Annotated in this window: 16 protein-coding genes; 3 read left to right on the forward strand and 13 right to left on the reverse strand. The window is 48.2% G+C overall.

Translation table 11 applies throughout. The annotated features are described in order from the left end of the window. Nucleotides 1–2: 2 nt before the first annotated feature. The 3 genes from IC230_RS17655 to IC230_RS17665 form a co-directional block, all read right to left on the reverse strand. Nucleotides 3–1,073 (reverse strand): ferredoxin--NADP reductase, encoded by a 1,071-nt coding sequence (locus tag IC230_RS17655; RefSeq protein WP_191040363.1) that lies wholly within the window; start codon nt 1,071–1,073, stop codon nt 3–5. Between the two features lie 112 nt (nt 1,074–1,185). Continuing rightward, nucleotides 1,186–2,031 carry an N-acetylglucosamine kinase gene (locus IC230_RS17660; protein WP_191040364.1) on the reverse strand — a complete coding sequence of 282 codons (846 nt, stop codon included), beginning with the start codon at nt 2,029–2,031 and terminating at the stop codon, nt 1,186–1,188. A 70-nt stretch (nt 2,032–2,101) separates the two neighbouring features. Then, nucleotides 2,102–2,350 (reverse strand): cytochrome b5 domain-containing protein, encoded by a 249-nt coding sequence (locus tag IC230_RS17665; protein ID WP_191040365.1) that lies wholly within the window; start codon nt 2,348–2,350, stop codon nt 2,102–2,104. 108 nt (nt 2,351–2,458) lie between these two features. Here IC230_RS17665 and IC230_RS17670 point away from each other — a divergent pair, with 108 nt between their 5' ends. Next, nucleotides 2,459–2,917 (forward strand): hypothetical protein, encoded by a 459-nt coding sequence (locus tag IC230_RS17670; protein WP_191040366.1) that lies wholly within the window; start codon nt 2,459–2,461, stop codon nt 2,915–2,917. 65 nt (nt 2,918–2,982) lie between these two features. Next, complete coding sequence (gene thiL, locus IC230_RS17675) at nt 2,983–4,002, forward strand: thiamine-phosphate kinase (RefSeq protein WP_191040367.1); 1,020 nt, start codon at nt 2,983–2,985, stop codon at nt 4,000–4,002. Nucleotide 4,003: 1 nt separating this feature from the next. Here the strand turns inward: thiL and IC230_RS17680 are convergent, their stop codons facing one another. The 8 genes from IC230_RS17680 to IC230_RS17715 form a co-directional block, all read right to left on the reverse strand. Next, nucleotides 4,004–4,909 carry a serine hydrolase gene (locus IC230_RS17680; protein WP_223860697.1) on the reverse strand — a complete coding sequence of 302 codons (906 nt, stop codon included), beginning with the start codon at nt 4,907–4,909 and terminating at the stop codon, nt 4,004–4,006. A 39-nt stretch (nt 4,910–4,948) separates the two neighbouring features. Beyond that, nucleotides 4,949–5,482 carry a hypothetical protein gene (locus IC230_RS17685; protein WP_317171801.1) on the reverse strand — a complete coding sequence of 178 codons (534 nt, stop codon included), beginning with the start codon at nt 5,480–5,482 and terminating at the stop codon, nt 4,949–4,951. A gap of 137 nt (nt 5,483–5,619) precedes the next feature. Beyond that, entirely contained in the window at nt 5,620–6,705 is a 1,086-nt protein-coding gene (locus IC230_RS17690) for a mannose-1-phosphate guanylyltransferase (RefSeq protein ID WP_191040368.1), read from the reverse strand. A gap of 131 nt (nt 6,706–6,836) precedes the next feature. Then, entirely contained in the window at nt 6,837–8,333 is a 1,497-nt protein-coding gene (locus IC230_RS17695; RefSeq protein WP_191040369.1) for an efflux transporter outer membrane subunit, read from the reverse strand. Next, complete coding sequence (locus IC230_RS17700; protein ID WP_191040370.1) at nt 8,330–9,430, reverse strand: efflux RND transporter periplasmic adaptor subunit; 1,101 nt, start codon at nt 9,428–9,430, stop codon at nt 8,330–8,332. Before IC230_RS17700 ends, IC230_RS17695 begins: the two co-directional genes overlap by 4 nt. 19 nt (nt 9,431–9,449) lie before the next feature. Next, the gene (locus tag IC230_RS17705) at nt 9,450–9,749 is read right to left on the reverse strand and encodes a DUF952 domain-containing protein (protein WP_191040371.1); all 300 of its coding nucleotides are present in this window, start codon (nt 9,747–9,749) and stop codon (nt 9,450–9,452) included. Further along, nucleotides 9,746–12,925: an efflux RND transporter permease subunit gene (locus tag IC230_RS17710; RefSeq protein ID WP_191040372.1), complete on the reverse strand. Its 3,180-nt coding sequence runs from the start codon at nt 12,923–12,925 to the stop codon at nt 9,746–9,748. The genes IC230_RS17705 and IC230_RS17710 overlap by 4 nt, the downstream gene beginning before the upstream one ends. 168 nt (nt 12,926–13,093) lie before the next feature. Continuing rightward, a complete protein-coding gene (locus IC230_RS17715) occupies nt 13,094–14,026 on the reverse strand; it encodes a helix-turn-helix domain-containing protein (protein WP_191040373.1) in 933 nt (310 codons plus the stop codon). Between the two features lie 446 nt (nt 14,027–14,472). Between IC230_RS17715 and IC230_RS17720 the strand changes: the two genes are divergently transcribed. Next, the gene (locus tag IC230_RS17720; protein ID WP_191040374.1) at nt 14,473–14,919 is read left to right on the forward strand and encodes a peptidylprolyl isomerase; all 447 of its coding nucleotides are present in this window, start codon (nt 14,473–14,475) and stop codon (nt 14,917–14,919) included. 61 nt (nt 14,920–14,980) lie between these two features. Here the strand turns inward: IC230_RS17720 and IC230_RS17725 are convergent, their stop codons facing one another. Next, on the reverse strand, nt 14,981–15,790 hold the full coding sequence (locus IC230_RS17725; protein WP_191040375.1) for a TspO/MBR family protein: 810 nt from the start codon (nt 15,788–15,790) through the stop codon (nt 14,981–14,983). A 61-nt stretch (nt 15,791–15,851) separates the two neighbouring features. Further along, nucleotides 15,852–17,852 carry an OmpA family protein gene (locus IC230_RS17730; RefSeq protein ID WP_191040376.1) on the reverse strand — a complete coding sequence of 667 codons (2,001 nt, stop codon included), beginning with the start codon at nt 17,850–17,852 and terminating at the stop codon, nt 15,852–15,854. Between the last annotated feature and the right edge of the window lie 137 nt (nt 17,853–17,989).

Below are 17,989 nucleotides of genomic sequence, written 5' to 3' on the forward strand. Positions count from 1 at the left end.
TACTATTCAATCTCAATGACTACATCTAATCCAACTGGGTGAGCAACACAGGTTAATACATACCCGGCTTTCAGCTCCGATTCCGACAGTCCATCCTCTTCGTCTAACTTCACTTTACCCGAAATACAACGGCCCATGCAGGCTGTACACATGCCCGCCTGACACGAGTAAGGCAAATCAATATCCAGATCCAGAGCGGCTTCCAGAATGGTTTGATGGGGCGCAACAGCAAATTTGTATTCGCTGCCTTCGTACAAAACCGTCACCTCAGGCGTACCACTATCGGCGGCTGTCAGAGGTTCTTCCACTACGTCACCCGCAGCCACGGGAGCGTGAGCAAAGCTTTCTTTATGCACGCGTTCGGTTGGAACACCCACCAGCGACAATGCGGAGCGAGCTTCGGCCATCATACCATCAGGCCCGCAAAGATAGAAACTGGCATTCTGGCGCTCAGCAGCGGGTAATTGTTCGAGAAGCTTAGTCAGCAAATGCTGATTCAGACGACCATCCAGACCTGTCCAGCCCGCTGATGGCTGGCTCAAAACGTGCGTCACCTGAAACCGCGATCGTCCGTAAGCCTGCTCCATGGCATCCAGATGCGCTTTGTAGATAATCGATCCTTGGTCCCGGTTGCCGTAAACAAGCCAGACACGGCTGTTCGGTTCTACGTGCAACGCTGATTTAGCCATCGAAAAGAGGGGCGTAATACCGCTACCGGCTCCAATCAATATGAGTGTTCGGCGGCTCTGCGGATCAAGTTTCGGAACAAACGTGCCCATTGGCTCCAGCGTTTCCAGAATATCGCCGGGTTTAATGCGATCACAGAGATAATTTGACGCAAATCCACCCGGTACCCGCTTTACCGAAACTGACAGCGATACGTCTACATGGGGCGACGATGCCATTGAGTAAGACCGACGCACCTTTTGCCCATCAATAGTCAACAGAAATGTCAAAAACTGGCCAGGCTGGTAACGGACTTCTTCGCTAATTGGGTGCCAGAAACTTATCGTTACGGCGTCGGGTGTTTCCCGAACGACGTCTTTTACTTTCAAAAAATATCGATTTGCCATTACAATTCCTTGGTTGTTGCATTCCAAACACAAAGGGACTTCACACCCTCACTACTTGTCGAGTTCTCTTCGTGTAGAATCTTCCTGCAAAGGTAGGGCGAACACCTGGAACTTATCCATTTTTATGGAATTCAACCAACTGTTCAGCAGGTGCTTTAAGAATATGACCAATTGTCAAGCCAGTTTGTTTCACCGCCTGACGCAAGGATTCAGTAAAATAATGAGCGATCGAGCCGACAAAATTAACCGGCCATCTATCGGCTTCAGGAAAGCGCTTAACATACGTGGTCAAAAACAGGACAAAGGCGTCGAGTACAAGTTTACCTACGTAAGGATGCGTAAAATGATCGGACAGAAAGGGCGTGAATGACGCGAAATAACGATTCGGGAACGGTCTCTGGTAAGCGTTTTCCAGCAACGTAGCACGATCAAGAGCATAGCGGCTGTAAAACGCTTCGCGCAGGTCATCCGGTAACCGCTCCTGAAAAAAATCGCGCACCAGCGTTTTTCCTAAATACCCGCCACTTCCTTCGTCTCCCAGCCAGAAACCAAGCGACTGAATGCCACGTATAATTTGTTGTCCGTCGTAGCAACAGGCATTTGAGCCTGTCCCTAGAATGCAAACAATTCCTGGCTCATAAGCCGCGGCTGCTCTGGCTGCACCCAACATGTCCGTATTGACCGTAACAGATTGCAAATTTGGCAAGACAGTACGTAGCGCATCAACGACAATATGATTCACGGCCGGACCGGTACAGCCCGTTCCATAAAAGAATACGTCTGTGATCAGTTCGTCAGATACGTACGGCACCAGTTGCGCACGTAACGTAGCAACCATTTGAGCAACGGTCTGATAATACGGATTGAATCCATCCGTTTGTATAACACGGACCTGATTATCGGCTGTAACAAGCCGCCAGTCGGTTTTTGTTGAGCCACTATCGGCAATGAGAAGCATGCGATTGATAGTCGTTTTAGAGCACGGGTTTCAGGGTTAAAAGAAAACGTATCAGCTTGCCTGAGACGTATTAAACTAATTTTCCCACTATCGGAAACCGGTCGAATACGCTGTTGGAATGAGGGGCGTCGGCCAGTTCGGTTGTGAGATCCTGACCAGCCCAGTGTTCGTAATGTTTACCCGAACGCCAGAGACGCGAGATCGATACGTCATAAATGATGCCTTTGTAAGCGCACCAGATTTCGTCCCGATCCTGGCCGTTCCGCAAGGCTAGTTGCGAACGAGTATAGCTAGTAACCTGATTAGAATCAGCAGGCATCAGCTGCTTGCGTTAAGTAAAACAAAGGAATTATTCAGCATCACTTTTGTGAGTGAGCACAAAATTAGCGTAACTTTAGCCACTTCTGTTTCTATGCAACAATTAACTATGAGAAAGACTTCGGTCATCGCTTTACTGTTGGTAACTGTGTTCTTCAGTGTACTGACGGGCTGCAAAAAAGACCCTGCTCCGTCTGTTTCCGAGCTCATCGCGAAAAACTGGACGTTAACCAAAGTAGAGGAAACTAACGTAACGGTTTATACACGGGGGGCAACCAATAACATCCGCGATTATTCTAAATTCAGACTGAATCTCAGTTCACCTCCTACAGCTAATTATACAGACTGGGATGGTATTGCCTCTACGGGAAAATATACCGTACCTGTCGATACACGCCTTGTTATCAGCGACATGAATCCTCAGCTGACGACGTCTAGCGGTGGCACAGCTGGTACGATTGAATTTACGATTAATTCGATTGATGCCGGTACCTTAGTCATTACGCGCGTTGGAACGAGCATCAAAACGGGAGGTACAACGAATAAATACACATTCACAAATCCCTAAGGTTTTATAAACTAATTGTATTGCGAAGCCGTTCCGTATCTTAATCGGAGCGGCTTTTTATTTGTATGACTGATTTAAATACACTGGGTGAAATTGGCCTGATCGAGCGAATCCGGCAGGCAAACCCTGCGTCTACCCATCCTGAAACGATACGTAGTATTGGCGATGATGCAGCGGTGTTCGACTGGGGAAACGATTATGGTTTGTTAACTAGCGATATGCTTGTTGAAGGGATACATTTCGATCTCACCTACGTACCGTTGAAGCATCTTGGTTATAAGGCTGTTACGTTCGGCGTGTCAGACATTGCCGCCATGAATGGCTTACCGATTCAGCTAACGGTCAGTATTGGTCTAAGCAGTCGGTTTCCAGTCGAAGCAATTGATGAACTGTACGAAGGAATTCGAGCGGCTTGCCAGGCTTACAACGTCGATTTAGTGGGGGGAGACACTACAGCGTCGCGGTCGGGATTGATTATCTCGGTATCGGTACTGGGGAAAGTGCCGAAAGAACTCATTACGTATCGCAACACAGCACAGCCGAACGATGTCGTTTGCGTGACGGGTGATTTGGGAGCTGCTTACCTTGGTCTGCAACTGTTAGAACGTGAGAAGCAGGTATTTCTAGCCGATCCGAATATGCAGCCCAACTTGTCGGAAGAGCGCGCCTACCTGGTCCAGCGTCAACTTCGACCGGATGCTCGCACCGACATGGTTCATGAACTGCGCGATCTTAACGTTCTCCCAACGGCTATGATCGACATCTCAGACGGTCTTGCTTCTGAAATCCTTCATCTGTGCCGACAATCCAATACGGGTGCGGTAATTTTCGATGAGAATCTGCCTATTGATGACCAGACCCATTTGGCCGCCGACGAGTTTAAGATTAGTCCTATAACGGCTGCACTAAACGGTGGAGAAGACTACGAACTACTGTTTACGGTACGTCCGCAGGAATATGAGAAGCTCTCAACTAACGCTCGCATTACAGCGATTGGTTACCTCACCGCCGACCCTTCACAGATCGTATTGGCAACGAAAGCTGGTCAGCAGACGCCAATTCGGGCGCAGGGCTGGACGAAGTAAACTATTGCATCTCGTACTGATAAATCCATTCTGACAGCGTGGCCATAGTTGCGCATGTCAAAGCATCGTCCTTGATTTCTTTCGACAAAAGCACCAGTACGTATTTCCGTCCATCGGGCAGAAAAACAATTCCTGAATCGTGTCGAACGCCTTTGATCGAACCTGTTTTGTGCGCGACTTTGATTGTTTTTGGTAATTTAGCCGGAATCGCACTATTGAATTTTTGATCCATCAACGTAGCAATCATAGCTTTCGACGCTTTGGGACTCACGGCCTGCCCTTTGGCAATCTTGTCAAAAATCACCATCAGATCATAGGCGGTTGTTGTGTTGTTGAGGCCTTTGGCAAACGCTTTACTATCTTCAACACCCCGCCAAACCTGAATATCATTTGCCCCTAGCTCACGCATGGTTTGCGTTACGTTCTGGGCACCTACCCGCTCGATCACTAGATTGGTGGCCAGGTTACTGCTCCAGATAATCATGTCATAGACCAAAGACGATATGGTTCGTTTGGTCCCAATGGCTTTGTAAATGGTCGTATCGCTGTCGTCAGTAGCCTTTAATTGGTAAGGACTTCCGTCGACAATACTCTTAAAATCCGTCGTTATCGTGATTGAATCGGAGAGTGACAATTTATGCTGGGCCGCCTGCTTGTATACCTCAATCATAACGGGCGTTTTCATGGTGCTTGCCGCGTGAAACCCTTCACGCTCCCGAATCAGCAATTCCTCACCCGTAGTCAAATCTTTAAATGCAACCGCAAAAGTCCCTGTCTGTTGCCTCAGTTCACTCTCGATCTTTTGCTTCAGTTGCTCTAACGTCAGCTTCGTTTGACCGTAAGTTGGCGACCAGACTGTTATAGCGCACGCCGTTAGCAGGGCAAACGATAATGCCTTGTTCTTCATACTCATCATCTTTGATTATTGCAGTGATCACGCCATATGTTAACGCACACGAAGCAACTTCGAATAGCAGGGTTGATCACAGCGAGGCTTCAGCACCAGCGTGTCTTTGCGAAATTCTACTCCTTGTTGAAAGGGTACATTCGCCCGATTTGTGCTAATAAAAAAATTAATCAGCAGGCTGTCGGCATATGTCTTATCGACATTATAATACTTGATCGGACTATAGTACGTCATTTCGGTGCCGCTACCGGTTAGCTTGCCGTCGACGTCGAACGTGAGTATTTGTGGTGGTGTTCTTGAATAGCGCCTTGTCGTATAGAAAGACGTATCGCGCCGAATGTAAATGGAGTCTAATTTATTCTTCGATGTATCTTGAGCGATGGCCAGGGAATCGCGTTTCACGCGGATAGTAAACGTAGAATCTTTAGAAAACCGACGCTCCAGCAATTGCCACGTACCCGTAATACGGGAATCACCAGCGCCGGGCGAAAACTCGCCGTTTGTGCTTTTGCACTGGACGAGTAGGCAGGCCAGTGATGTTGTAAAAATCAGGAAAAGTACTGTTTTTTTCACAGGTCAATCAATAGTTCGTAAAATTAACGAATAGATTCCTGCTGCCATTGTTTTACTGGTATTATCAGGTACTAAAATGAATGGGTCTTCATAAACCGTAACCCAGTTTATGAAGACCCTATTTTATCGACAACCAGTTAAACAAATTCTGCTCCTCGCTCTTTCGCGTCGGCAACGAAATTTTTAACCTTTTGCTCTTCCTCTTTTCGGCAGATCATCAATACGTTATCATACTCAGCCACAATATAGCCGTCCAGGCCGTTTACTACTACAAGCCGATCTTTTGGCGTTTTGATGATGCAGTTTTTCGTATCGTAAAGCATGATATGACCGTCGATGACATTAAAGTCCTCGTTCTTGTCGGATACTTCATAGAGTGATTTCCATGTTCCCAGATCAGACCAGCCAAAATCACTCAAGACAACGTACACGTTGTGGGCCTTCTCCATGACGCCATTATCGATCGAGATACTTTTGGTTAACGAATACGCTTTATCAATGAAGGCAGCCTCTTTGTCGGTATAATAGGCTTCTTTCCCTTCCTCAAAAATCTCGGCAATTTCAGGCAGATGGGTTTCAAACGCTTTGATGATGGCCTGAACGTTCCATACGAAAATACCTGCATTCCAGACAAATTCGCCACTTTCTACGAATTGCTGCGCCAACTCAAGGTGCGGCTTCTCCGTAAAGGTCTTCACCTTCTTAATCTGGGAATTCGATTCACTGGTATCTGCTGAGTGAACGTACTGGATATACCCATAACCCGTATCCGGGCGACTGGGCTGAATACCCAGCGTTACCAGAATATCCTGACCATTCGTCGCGTCGAGCGCCGTCTGAATTGTACGTTTGAATTCTTCTTCTTTCAGAATAATATGATCGGCCGGTGCAACGATGATATTGGCTTCCGGATCGTGCTGAGCGATCTTGTAGCACGCGTAAGCAATACAGGGCGCGGTATTTCTGGCAATGGGTTCACAGAGCACCTGATCGTCCGACAATTGTGGAAGTTGCTGCTGGCAAAGGTCTTTATAAAGTGAACTGGTAACGATAAAGATATTTTCTGGCGGGCAAATACCGTCGAAACGATCAGCTGTTTGTTGTAACAGCGTTCGGCCCATGCCGAGTACATCGTGGAATTGTTTAGGATAACTTGTTCGGCTAAAAGGCCAGAATCGGGTTCCGATCCCTCCAGCCATGATAATAACGTATGTATGATTCATTGATGCTTACCTATAAGTAATATGGACACAAAGTTGTCAATATCTAACTAATTTAGGAAAGATGAGTTTTGATTTACGATTTAGCGGACGTATTGAGGCAGGATAACCAATCGTTTTTTCTACATCATACGTTAATTGAAATCTCCGCCAACGGCCCGCAGCAATGCCACGGCATACTGAACTTCCTGACTACGTAACTGAACCAGTTGCTGTTCCGACAAAAGAATGGTACGCTGTGCATCCAGTACTTCAAGATACGTAGCTAAACCACGAACATACAACTCCCGGTTGTACTGCTCTGTTCGCCGGGCCAGCGTTAGCGTTTGCTGCTGTAAGTCAATTTGTTGACGTAGCATGGCCAGATTATCCAGTGCAGTTTCGGCATCGCGCTGAGCCAGTTGCAACGCCTGTTGATACGTCTGCTGATTGGTTTGAATCTGTTGCCTCGAGAGTGCGATGTTCTGACGGGCCCGATGTCCTTCATACAGTGGCACGGAGGCATTGATGCCCAGAATATAGGTCGCGCTACTTGGCGTAAACCAAGGACCGATCTTTCCAGATAAGATCCCACCCGAACCTATCAACGTGACCCGTGGCAACGTACTACTCTGCTGAAGCGTAACCTGAGCAGCTGCAATCTCATTTTGTCGGATAAACTGTAACAGGTCCGGTCGACGCGCTAACTGTTCAATGGCAACATTAGCGTAGGGATAAGTCGGTACCGTGGTCGGCAACGTACCGGTATCAACTGAAAACTGGTTGGGGTCCTGTGCGCAAAGTTGAGACAGACCATTCACCAGTTCTTTTCGAGCCCGCTCCAAGCCTCTTAGCGTAACTTGTAAACCCGCGTAATCCGTTTCGGCCCGTTGAACGTCGATCTGATTGATTAAGCCAACCCGAAAGCGTTCGCGAAGGATCGATATTGTTGTATCACGTGATTGGATATTCCGACGAAAAACGGCCTGTTCAGTGTCGTTGCCGCGAATAAGTAAATAGGTTCGGGCAATATCAGACGCCAGTGTAAGCCGGAACGATTGATAGTCGGCATCGCTAGCCTGCGCCTGTAAATCAGCCACGGCTATGCCGCTCCGAATACGCTTAAACAAATCCAGCTCGTAGCTGGCGTCAATCGGCAAGAGTTGGAACGTATTGAGCTGAAAACGAGGCAATAAATCCGTCTGATTCGGTATTGAAAGAGGTCGGCGCTCCGATAAACTCTGTGTGGTAATCAAGGCAGAACTCCTAATGGACGGAGACAGAAAGGATTGAGCCACTTTCACCCGAATCCGGGCTTCTTCCAGGCGGCTCAGCGCACCCCGCAAATTTGGACTATTATCCAGCCCTAACTGAATTAATGATTCAAGCGTCGGATCACCAAAGCGACGAAAACCGCTGATCGTTAAAGCCGGCACGGAACCGTTCGGAGCTGGCGCGGCCGCTGACGTAGTGGTCACCCCGGAAGTCGTGTTTGTGGCTGGTGCTTGCGGTTGAACGGTACCGTTTGTTGCAGGGGCAGCACTCGGTTGAACCGTTACGGCACCACCTGGTGCATTCAGGGGCGTGGTTTGTGCATTTACCTGAAAGACAACTACACTGGCAAATAAAATACTCGTTAAATAGTTATTCATCGGAGAGCTACTGATTTTTCGGATGCCGGTTTCGTGAACCGAACTTTCTGGCCGTCGCGCAGACGATCGTTGGGATTGGTAACCACGTTTTCGTTGCCCGTCAAGCCACTGGATGCTTCGAGCGTTGTGCCATAATCCCGACCGAGCGTAATCGGCACAAATCGCACGCGCTGGTCGGCTTCAACAACCACAACATGGGCACCATTGGGCGTTACGACCAGCGCGTTAGCAGGAATCAATACTGGAGCGTTGGTTGCAATCATATCAAACTTAACCTGACTATACAAACCCGAAGGTAACTCCTGTTTGGGATTCGGGATCGCTACTTCAGCCAGTAAGGTTCGGGAATCACTACGTAACGTGCCTGATGTCCGTACGACCTTGCCTGTGAATACTTTGTTTTGCAATTCCGGTATGACTACCGTAGCGGGTAGACCGACTTTTATGTATCGATAATACGTCTGCGGTACGTCGACAAATACACGTAGCGTTCCTAATTCTGAGATTGTAAAAAGTGGCTGACCCGTACCTGGTGACACTAACGTACCGTTTTCAGCCGTCCGGCTGGTAATTACCCCTGTGAACGGCGCCCGAATTTGCTGTAAATCTTTCAGCGCCTGTAATCGTCCCAGATTTGCCTGGGCAACCGTTACGGCCGACCGTCGGGTATCGACATCCTGTTTGGCAATTGCGCCGGGTAGCTGCACACTTTGTAAGCGATCGAGGTTGACTTGCGCCAGTTGCTGATCGGCTTTAGCGCGCGCAATGTCCTGATCGAGTTCAGGGGCATCGATTGTAGCCAGTAGCTGCCCCTGTTTAACCTGAGTACCAATATCGACGTACCAGCGACGCAAAAAACCCTGGGTGCGGGCATAGAGTGGTGTTTGCCGATACGGCTGAATCTGGCCGGGTAAGGTTAGCCCGGTCGTATCGGATGAGTGCTTTAGTGGCACTACGTTCACGATTGGTATCCGGTTCTTTTCGGCGTTGGCTTCTGTTTTTAATTCCTCCTCGTTTTTCAGTCGTGGGAATACGCCAAAGACCACAAACAGCGCGATCAGCACGAACAACGGAAGTATGATTCTAAACGCTCTCATATAGCTTGGTTGCTAAAACTCAATTCAACTTTTCGACCGTTACAACGGCATCTTTATTCAGCGGGCCATACAGATGTGGAAACTGCTCATTGTTTGTGGCCGTCTCGTATTTCAACGGCTGTGTCAGTTTATCGACCTCAACGTGTAGCAATAACAAATCTGGTACGTTTTGATAATAGCGACGTAACGTTCCACTAACCTGCTCTTTCGTTGACAAATGAATAAATCCTTCGGTTTGTAAGCTATCCGCTTTGTACTCCGGCTGATTCTCCTGACTCATCCAGTCAGCGGTCGCAACGATGTGATAAATTAAGTTCATTGATAAAGTTCTGACGGCTCCTCCTGTTCCTTTTTACTGGATTTACGAGCCAGATAACTGAATACCACCGGTACAAACAGCAACGTAGTGAACGTAGCCAGTAGCAGCCCACCCATTACCGCCCGGCCAAGGGGTGCATTTTGTTCTCCTCCTTCACCTAACCCCAACGACATGGGCAACATCCCAATAATCATGGCTATGGCCGTCATCAGAATGGGGCGCAGACGCGTTCGGCCCGCTTCAAGAGCGGCTTCATAGGCATCTCCACTGACTTCGGGCAGATGATCTTTCGCGAAACTAACCAGCAAAATACTGTTAGCCGTTGCTACGCCCACGCTCATAATAGCGCCCATCAGCGACGGAATACTGAACGTAGTGCCAGTCAGGAACAACATCCACACCATCCCACACAAAGCACCCGGCAAGGCTGTAATAATAATGAACGGATACCGGAACGACTGGAAATTAACGACCATCAGCAGATACACCAGCAGAGCGGCAAACACGATCCCCAGACCCAACCGATTAAAGGCACTTTCCATACTTTCGACCTGCCCCCGAATCGAAATTACATTACCGGGTTTGAGTTGAGTTTTGTATTCAGCCGTAAGTTTCTCCAGCGCCTTGGCTACGGAACCCAAATCCGTTTTTTCGACCGAAGCATAGACATCGTAGCTCGGTTGCGTATTGACCCGATTGATAATGACCGGCGACGTAGTACGCTTCATTTTCATGACGTTACTAAGCAACTGGGGCGAAGACTGACCGGGAATAATCGGCGTACGGAGCAGTTTGTCGTATGAATCCAGTTTATAAGGGGGCGTCTGTACAACAATCAGATACGGAAATCCGGTATTTGGATCAGGCCAGAAGTTCGGACGCGTTTGTCCGGTACCGCTGAGCGAAATATTCAGATTAGAAGCGACGCGTTGTTCCGTCAGACCAAACTGGCTGGCTCGTTCACGGTCGATATCCAGGAACAGTTCGGGCGCGTCGAGTACCTGATGCAGATGCACATCAACCGCGCCGGGAATCTGAGCGATTTTTTCCTGCATTTCCTGTGTCACTTTGAGATTATTAGCCCGATCGAAACCCGATACCTGCACGTCGATACTAGCCGTCAGACCGAAGTTCAGAATCTGACTGACAATATCGGCAGGCAGGAAAAAATACGTAACGTCGGGCATTTCCTCCCGTAGTCGCGCCCGAATTTTACGGACGTACTCAAGCGTAGGCTTCGACCGCTCTTCGCTTAGCGAAATGAGCAACTCCGAATCCGCCGAACCAGCCGTCGAGTTATCCGAGAAAAAGAAATTATACCGCTCTGATGTCAGGCCGATATTGCTGATGATCGAGCTGACTTCCTTTTCGGGAATAACTTCTCGTACAATCTCCGTGGTTTTGGCCGATATTTGTTCAGTGGATTCCAGCCGGGTTCCAGCCGGGGCACGCAGGTGCAGTTTGATTTGTCCCCCATCAACTTGGGGAAAGAAATCACGTCCTATAAATGGCAGCAGTACAGCCGTAAACGCAATAACGCTCAGAAAAACGACGAGCACCGTCCGGCGATTAGTAAGCACCCATTCCAGTGCCCGCATGTAACGAGTCTGAAACCGATCGAATCCATGATTAAAGCGGTTGTAGATCCGTCGGAATGGACTAGGCCGCTTGGTACTGTTGAAATCATGCTGATGTTCATTTCTAAGCATCAGGTCCGCTAAAGCAGGCACCAATGTACGGGAGAGTATATAAGAAGCCAGCATGGCAAACACAACCGCTTCGGCCAGTGGGCCAAATAGGAAACGAGCCGGGCCTTCCAGAAACAGGACCGATGTAAAAACAATACAGATAGTCAGCGTTGAAACAAGCGTTGGCGTCGCGATCTGCTGAGCACCTTCCAAAATTGCCTGCCGTAGTGGCATTCCCAGCTCCTCGTTCCGGTGAATATTCTCAATCGTAACCGTCGCGTCATCGACTAGAATTCCAATAGCGAGAGCCAGGCCACCAAGCGTCTGAATATTCAGTGTTTCGCCTAGTAAATACAACGTAATCAGCGACGAAAGAATAGACAACGGAATGGAGATGGCGACAATAAGTGTGCTACGCCAGCTTCCCAGAAACAGCAGAATCAATGCCGCCGTCAACAAAGCCGCAATCAACCCTTCGACCAAAACCCCTTTGATGGAAGCCCGAACAAATAAAGACTGGTCGAATAAACCTTCGATACGTAGGTTCTTAGGCGCGGCTGCCCGTACGGTCGGTAGAATCTGGTTTTTAATTTTGTCAACGATCTCGGTTGTCGATGCGTTACCGGTCTTCACAATCCGCATCAATATCCCCTTACTACCATCCTGCTTAACGATATTGGTCTGTACAGCAGCGCCGTCGTGCACATTCGCTACGTCTCGCATGTGGACCGTCGTACCCCCAATCACCTTTATTGGAATATCGTTTAGCGCCGAAATAACATCGGGCTTGGAATTTAGACGTACGTTGTACTCCCGATCGGCCAGTCGTAACGAACCGCCCGGCAGGGTCAAGTTCTGCGCACCAACGGCATTCGTTACTTCTTCAGGTGTTACGTTATAAGCGATCAATTGGTCTGGCTCCAGATCGACCGCAATCTGACGTGTTTTACCACCAAATCCCTGCGATAGTCGACTACCCTGTACCGTCGAAATCTGTGGTCGAACGCGGGTTTGAGCGTAGTCGGTAATCTGGGATTCGGTAAGGCTATCGGATGAAAGGCCTAGTTGCAATACTGGTACGTCGGTAGCATTGTACCGAACAATGAGGGGCGGCTGCGTGCCGGGTGGCATCCGAACCAGAATCGTCTGCGAAATAGCTGTCACCTGCGCAATAGCCTCTTCAATCTTTACCGTAGGCTGAAAGAAAATCTTCAGAACAGCTGTACCATTATATGTCTGGGATTCGAGCCGTTGAACGTCACTTACGTTATTGATGAGCGAGGTTTCAGAGAAGTTCGTGATCATCTTCTCCATTTCGTTGGTCGACAGGCCGCTATATCCCCAAATGACCGATACCACCGGAATATTAATGCGCGGAAAAATATCGGTAGGCATCTGACTAACGGCCAGCCCGCCCATAATCATAATCAGCAACGCCATTACGGCGATGGTGTACTTTTTTTCTAAGGCTAAACGGACAATCCACATGGTGAGCCTGATGAGTAATTGGCACCTATAGAATTAAGCATTAACTCTATCTAGTAATGGAACAAAATTACCAGCAGTCCTGCCAACAGAACAGGTAAGTTTGGTAGATTCACTGGTAAAAAATGCAGATTTCTAAAATTAGTCAGCTAAAATTACCAGTTACGGCGCTCAAGCAGCCAGCGCATATTGTTGTTCACGATAAGCCCGGGGCGTCATTCCCATCACACTCTTGAAAAACTTCGTAAAATTCGACGGGTCTTCAAACCGAAGTCGGTAACCAATTTCAGCGACGGTCAGGTCCGTATTCCGGATCAGGTTCTGGGCTTCGAAAGCGGTTCGTTCGCGAATGTGCTGGAGGGCCGTTTTACCGGTATATTTTTTCAGAATATCGCTTAGATAATGTGGATGAATATGCAGTCGATCAGCCGCTTCATGAACGGTTAACAGCACCGGCGTCTCCTGACCCGGATCAGGCAAATAGTACATCTGCAACAAACTTTGAAACCGTTCAACTAATGATACGGGTTGCGAGTACTCGATGGCAGAAAGCGTCTGGCGATAAATCTGACGACTCTTAATCATCAACGCCTGCAACAGATGATACGTCAAATCTAGTCGATCCGCTTTGGAACGATTTTGATTGCCAAACTCTTTGTCTATCAGTTCGAATTGGCTGTGTAGCTCGACTACTTCAGCAGGGGTAATATGAATAAGTGGCTGCGCTCCCTTCCGATAAAAAGGGTATTCGTGCATCGGATTAGCCAGCACCGACCGTTTCGTCACAAATTCTGACGTAAACATCAGTACGTATCCATGCCACTGATCCTGCTTATGGATCGATCGAACCGTCCAGGGACGCAACCCGTATAGGGTTCCTGGTTTAACGTCGTAAGGAACACCATCCAGATGGATTGTTCCGCTTCCTTCCGTTACTAAAGCCGCTACGTAGGTACTGCTCCGGAATGGCGGAATCAGCTCGCCCGGTGCCCCAAATTGCTCAAATGGAAAGATACCAAAGCATCGGTTGGTGGAATCAATAGATTTGACCGCCTTCAGAAAATCCGGCAGATTATCATAGTAGGGAATCGGTTGATTTTCCACAGCGATGTAACGTATTAAACTATTCCTAAAAGGAGCAAATTAATCAATAGTGAAACCTACCCGAGTAATACTACTTACCAACCACAATAAGGTTGAGTAGTATTGAACAAAAACAAGAACTTAGTGGGTGGTTAGTTTTCTTTCTAACTTAGAGTCAGGCAATTTAGTTGTATTATCCCAGAAAAACGAATCCAAAAATTGACTTATTTGAAGAATAAATTTATTAACAATACGCTTCTGGAATTTAGCAAAGGGTTAGCTCGTATCGTTGGTCCTAACTAGTTTGCCCCACATCCGAACGGACTCATGTTCTTCTTCTAGTTTGAACGCCAGGCGGTGATATACGTAGTAGCGGGATTTAAAACTCACTTTAACCAGCGACTCTCTGCATCATCGTGAACGGAATTCCTTGTAATTTTGTAGGTACAACAAAATCGATTTTAGTTATGCCAAAGGCACAAATGAATACCGATAAGGGAACGATGCTGATCGAGTTTTTCGAGAAAGATGCCCCTAAAGCGGTTGATAACTTTATTTCGCTCGCCAAGAAAGGATTTTATGACGGCGTTGTGTTCCACCGCGTTATCCCAAATTTCATGATTCAGGGTGGCGACCCAACCGGCACCGGCGCGGGCGGCCCAGGCTACACCATTGATTGTGAACTAACGGGCGATAATCAATACCACGACCGGGGCGTTCTATCGATGGCTCACCGGGGACGTAACACAGGCGGTTCACAGTTTTTCATTTGCCACAACCGCCAGAATACAGCCCACCTCGATCGGAATCACACTGTTTTTGGTAAAGTCGTCGACGGTCTGGACGTGATCGATCAGATTCGTCAGGGTGATAAAATTAACAGCATCACAGTGCTGGAAGACGAAGCTGCTTAAGCAAGTAAGCTTTCCTTAAAAATGAACGTAGCGTGGTCAGGAGACCACGCTACGTTCATTTTTAACTATAGGCAGGAGTCCTGCGAGAAACCAAGCCAACAATTGCCAGTATCACTGCGACGATGGCACCAGCTAAAGCCACTAATTGAATCTGACTGTAGCTAGCCTGCTCTATGGCAATAGCGGCATAAGCCCAGGTGAATACTAGGATATAAGCAACGCTTCGGAATCGATTAAATAAGACTGTGCCAACTAGTATGCCAACAATTAGAATGACAATGGCCCACGTTGGTTCACTCAGTCCTAATAGGCTAAAGCTCGTTGCTTTTAAGTAAACCGCTACGTTCAAAATAGTAGCCACCGTCAGCCAGCCAAAGTAGATTGAAAATGGAATGCGAGCCAGCCACGTTTCCGTAGTCGAAGCGGCCGATTCGGGCAACGTAGCGTCGGAATCTGTTGGAAAAAGCGGGACCTTTGGGCGCGCAAGCAGGCGTTGTTCAATAACAGCTAGTGAAAATAGCATCACCAGAATAACCAGCAGAGCCAGACCGATTCGCTCGGTATTAAACAGCGGGCTCCAAATGGCGTTGCAAAACGCATTCACTACTACCCACCAACCTACAGACCGAAAACGTAGATTGGTTCGTTGCGACGGTAGTGCCTGGTAAATGGCAAACCCCAGTAATCCCAGAAAAATAAGTCCCCAGATTGAGAAGGCGTAACCAGCCGGGGTTACCAGTGTATGGTATTTATTAGAAACCTCCCCATTCGTTTGCCCGCCGAACATACCCGTGTTGGATAAGTAATTCATCACGATTAGGGCGATGATACCAAAGACTACGAGGAATTGCCGAAGTCGATCGTTTTGCATAAAAAACCCGTTGATTGATACGGCTATCAACCAACGGGTTTGCGTGTTTGTTTTCAGCGGTTTACAGCTCCGTAATCTTGAATTCGGTTCGGCGGTTACGCTGATGCTCTTCTTCGGTTTTTGCGTTTTTGATAATTAATTGCGTTTCGCCATACCCTTTATACGTAAGCCGGTCAGCCACAATCCCTTTCGAGACTATGTATTCAACCGCCGATTTAGCGCGGTTTTGAGACAGCTTTTGGTTATAGGCGTCGCTGGCACGAGTATCTGTATGCGAGCCAAGTTCGATTTTCAGCGTTGGGTTATCCTGCAAAATCGCTACGAGCTTATCAAGTTCAGTGGCTGCATCAGGGCGAATGTTATACTTGTCGAGGTCGTAGTAGATGTTCTCCAGAACGAACGTTTTGTTCAACGTTGCTTTATCCAGTAAAATCGCTACGTTAAACGTTGTATCCGTTTGCGGCTTCGTCAGAAAAATTTCAGGAATGCTTTTTCCCTGCATCGTGAACGGCTCCCGACGCGTCAGATAACCCTTGCGCTCAGCCAGAATGGTGTAGTCTTTCCCTTCCTGCAGCGGATACGTACCAAACGTACCCGGCTGCCCCGTCGTTACTTCGGCAATGGGTTGTCCCGTAACATCGTCCAGAATCCGCACCCGAGCCGAGTCGAGCGGAGTAATGGGTGTTTCGTTAGCTGAAACCGTTCCGGCGAGGAAGTAGCGAACTAGTTTGGGGCTTCCCGGCGGATTCTGGGCAATAGTTGGTGTACCGGGGGCTGGACCTTCCTGGAAGAAATAAATATCATCGTCGCCCTTACCACCCGACCGGTTCGACGCCAGGAAACCCTTTGTCGGATCGGTATAAATCAAACCAAAATCATCGGCTGGCGAGTTGATGGGCTGACCCATATTTTCGACTCGCGTAACGCCACCCGAGCGCGTTGCCACGAACACATCCAGCTTACCTAATCCCGGATGTCCGTCGGACGCAAAATATAGTTTAGCGTTTGGTCCAACATAAGGAAACATTTCGTCGCCGGGTGTATTGATGTCGCGCCCCATATTGACGGGTCGGCTAAACCGACCCGATGCGTCAATGCTGGTCCGGTAAAGGTCAATCCCGCCCGCGCCACCCGCGCGGTTCGAAGCAAAGTAGAGCGTCTTCCCATCACCCGAAAAAGCCGGAGAACCATCCCAGGCTGTCGAGTCACTGATTGGCAAACGTAGCGGCTGGCTCCATGCGCCACCGTCACCTAAGCGACTTATGTACAGATCTACGTCTAAACCACCTTTTTTCTTTCCGTTATTACCACGGGCAAAAACCATCGTTTTGCCGTCTTTGGTAAACGCGGGGGTACCTTCGTTTACGTCACCCTGAAAGACATTGTTGCTAAACTGCTCAGGCGTACCGGTCGGGGCCGAATTACCCGCTTCATCGGGGTTTTGTGGCAGTTTAGTTTTATACAACCCCAGCATTGGCAAGCCATTGTTTTTGTAGACTTGATCTTTCCGGGAAGCCGTAAATACCAATTCTTCTCCTCGCATAACCGGCGCAAATTCAGCACCCGTTGAGTTCAGATTGCCCAGGTTTTTGAGGGTGATCATCGACTTATTTTTCGCGATGATATCAATTGCCTTTAGCGTTTCTACCTCACGTCTGGCCTTATCAAGCGTAGTTTTAGCCACAGTTTTAGGGGCGCCGGTAACGTATTGCTGTAATTGTTCCAGCGCACCCGTGTAATTACCCTGCGATTTCAACGCGTAGGCATAATTGAAGCGCGCATCTGGCTCAGCAGTACCGGTTTCGATGGCTTTTTGATAGAACGGAGCCGCTTCACCAAACCGATTCGATAACCGGTAGGATTCAGCCGTATAATAGTTCAGACGAGCCGGGTCAATAGTACCTTTGGCTGCTTTCTCAAACTGAGGTATAGCCAGGTTATATTCTCCGGCCTCGTAATGACGGACACCTTTTCGATACGCCTGCATGGCTGAATTGCAGCCCGTCAACGTCAGGGCCACACTCAACGCCACCAGCAGCGCAGACGACGTAATGCTTTTCATAGAATTTTGAGCAGAAAACTTTTCCACGCCCAAGATAATGTAAATTCAGGCGGGTCTATTTTTTAACGAATACAATCCACAATTTATTTAACATAACGCGGGTGGAAACCGGTGATTGATAGAGTTTAATGTCAACT

Source organism: Spirosoma validum (assembly GCF_014699035.1).
Taxonomy (GTDB): domain Bacteria; phylum Bacteroidota; class Bacteroidia; order Cytophagales; family Spirosomataceae; genus Spirosoma; species Spirosoma validum.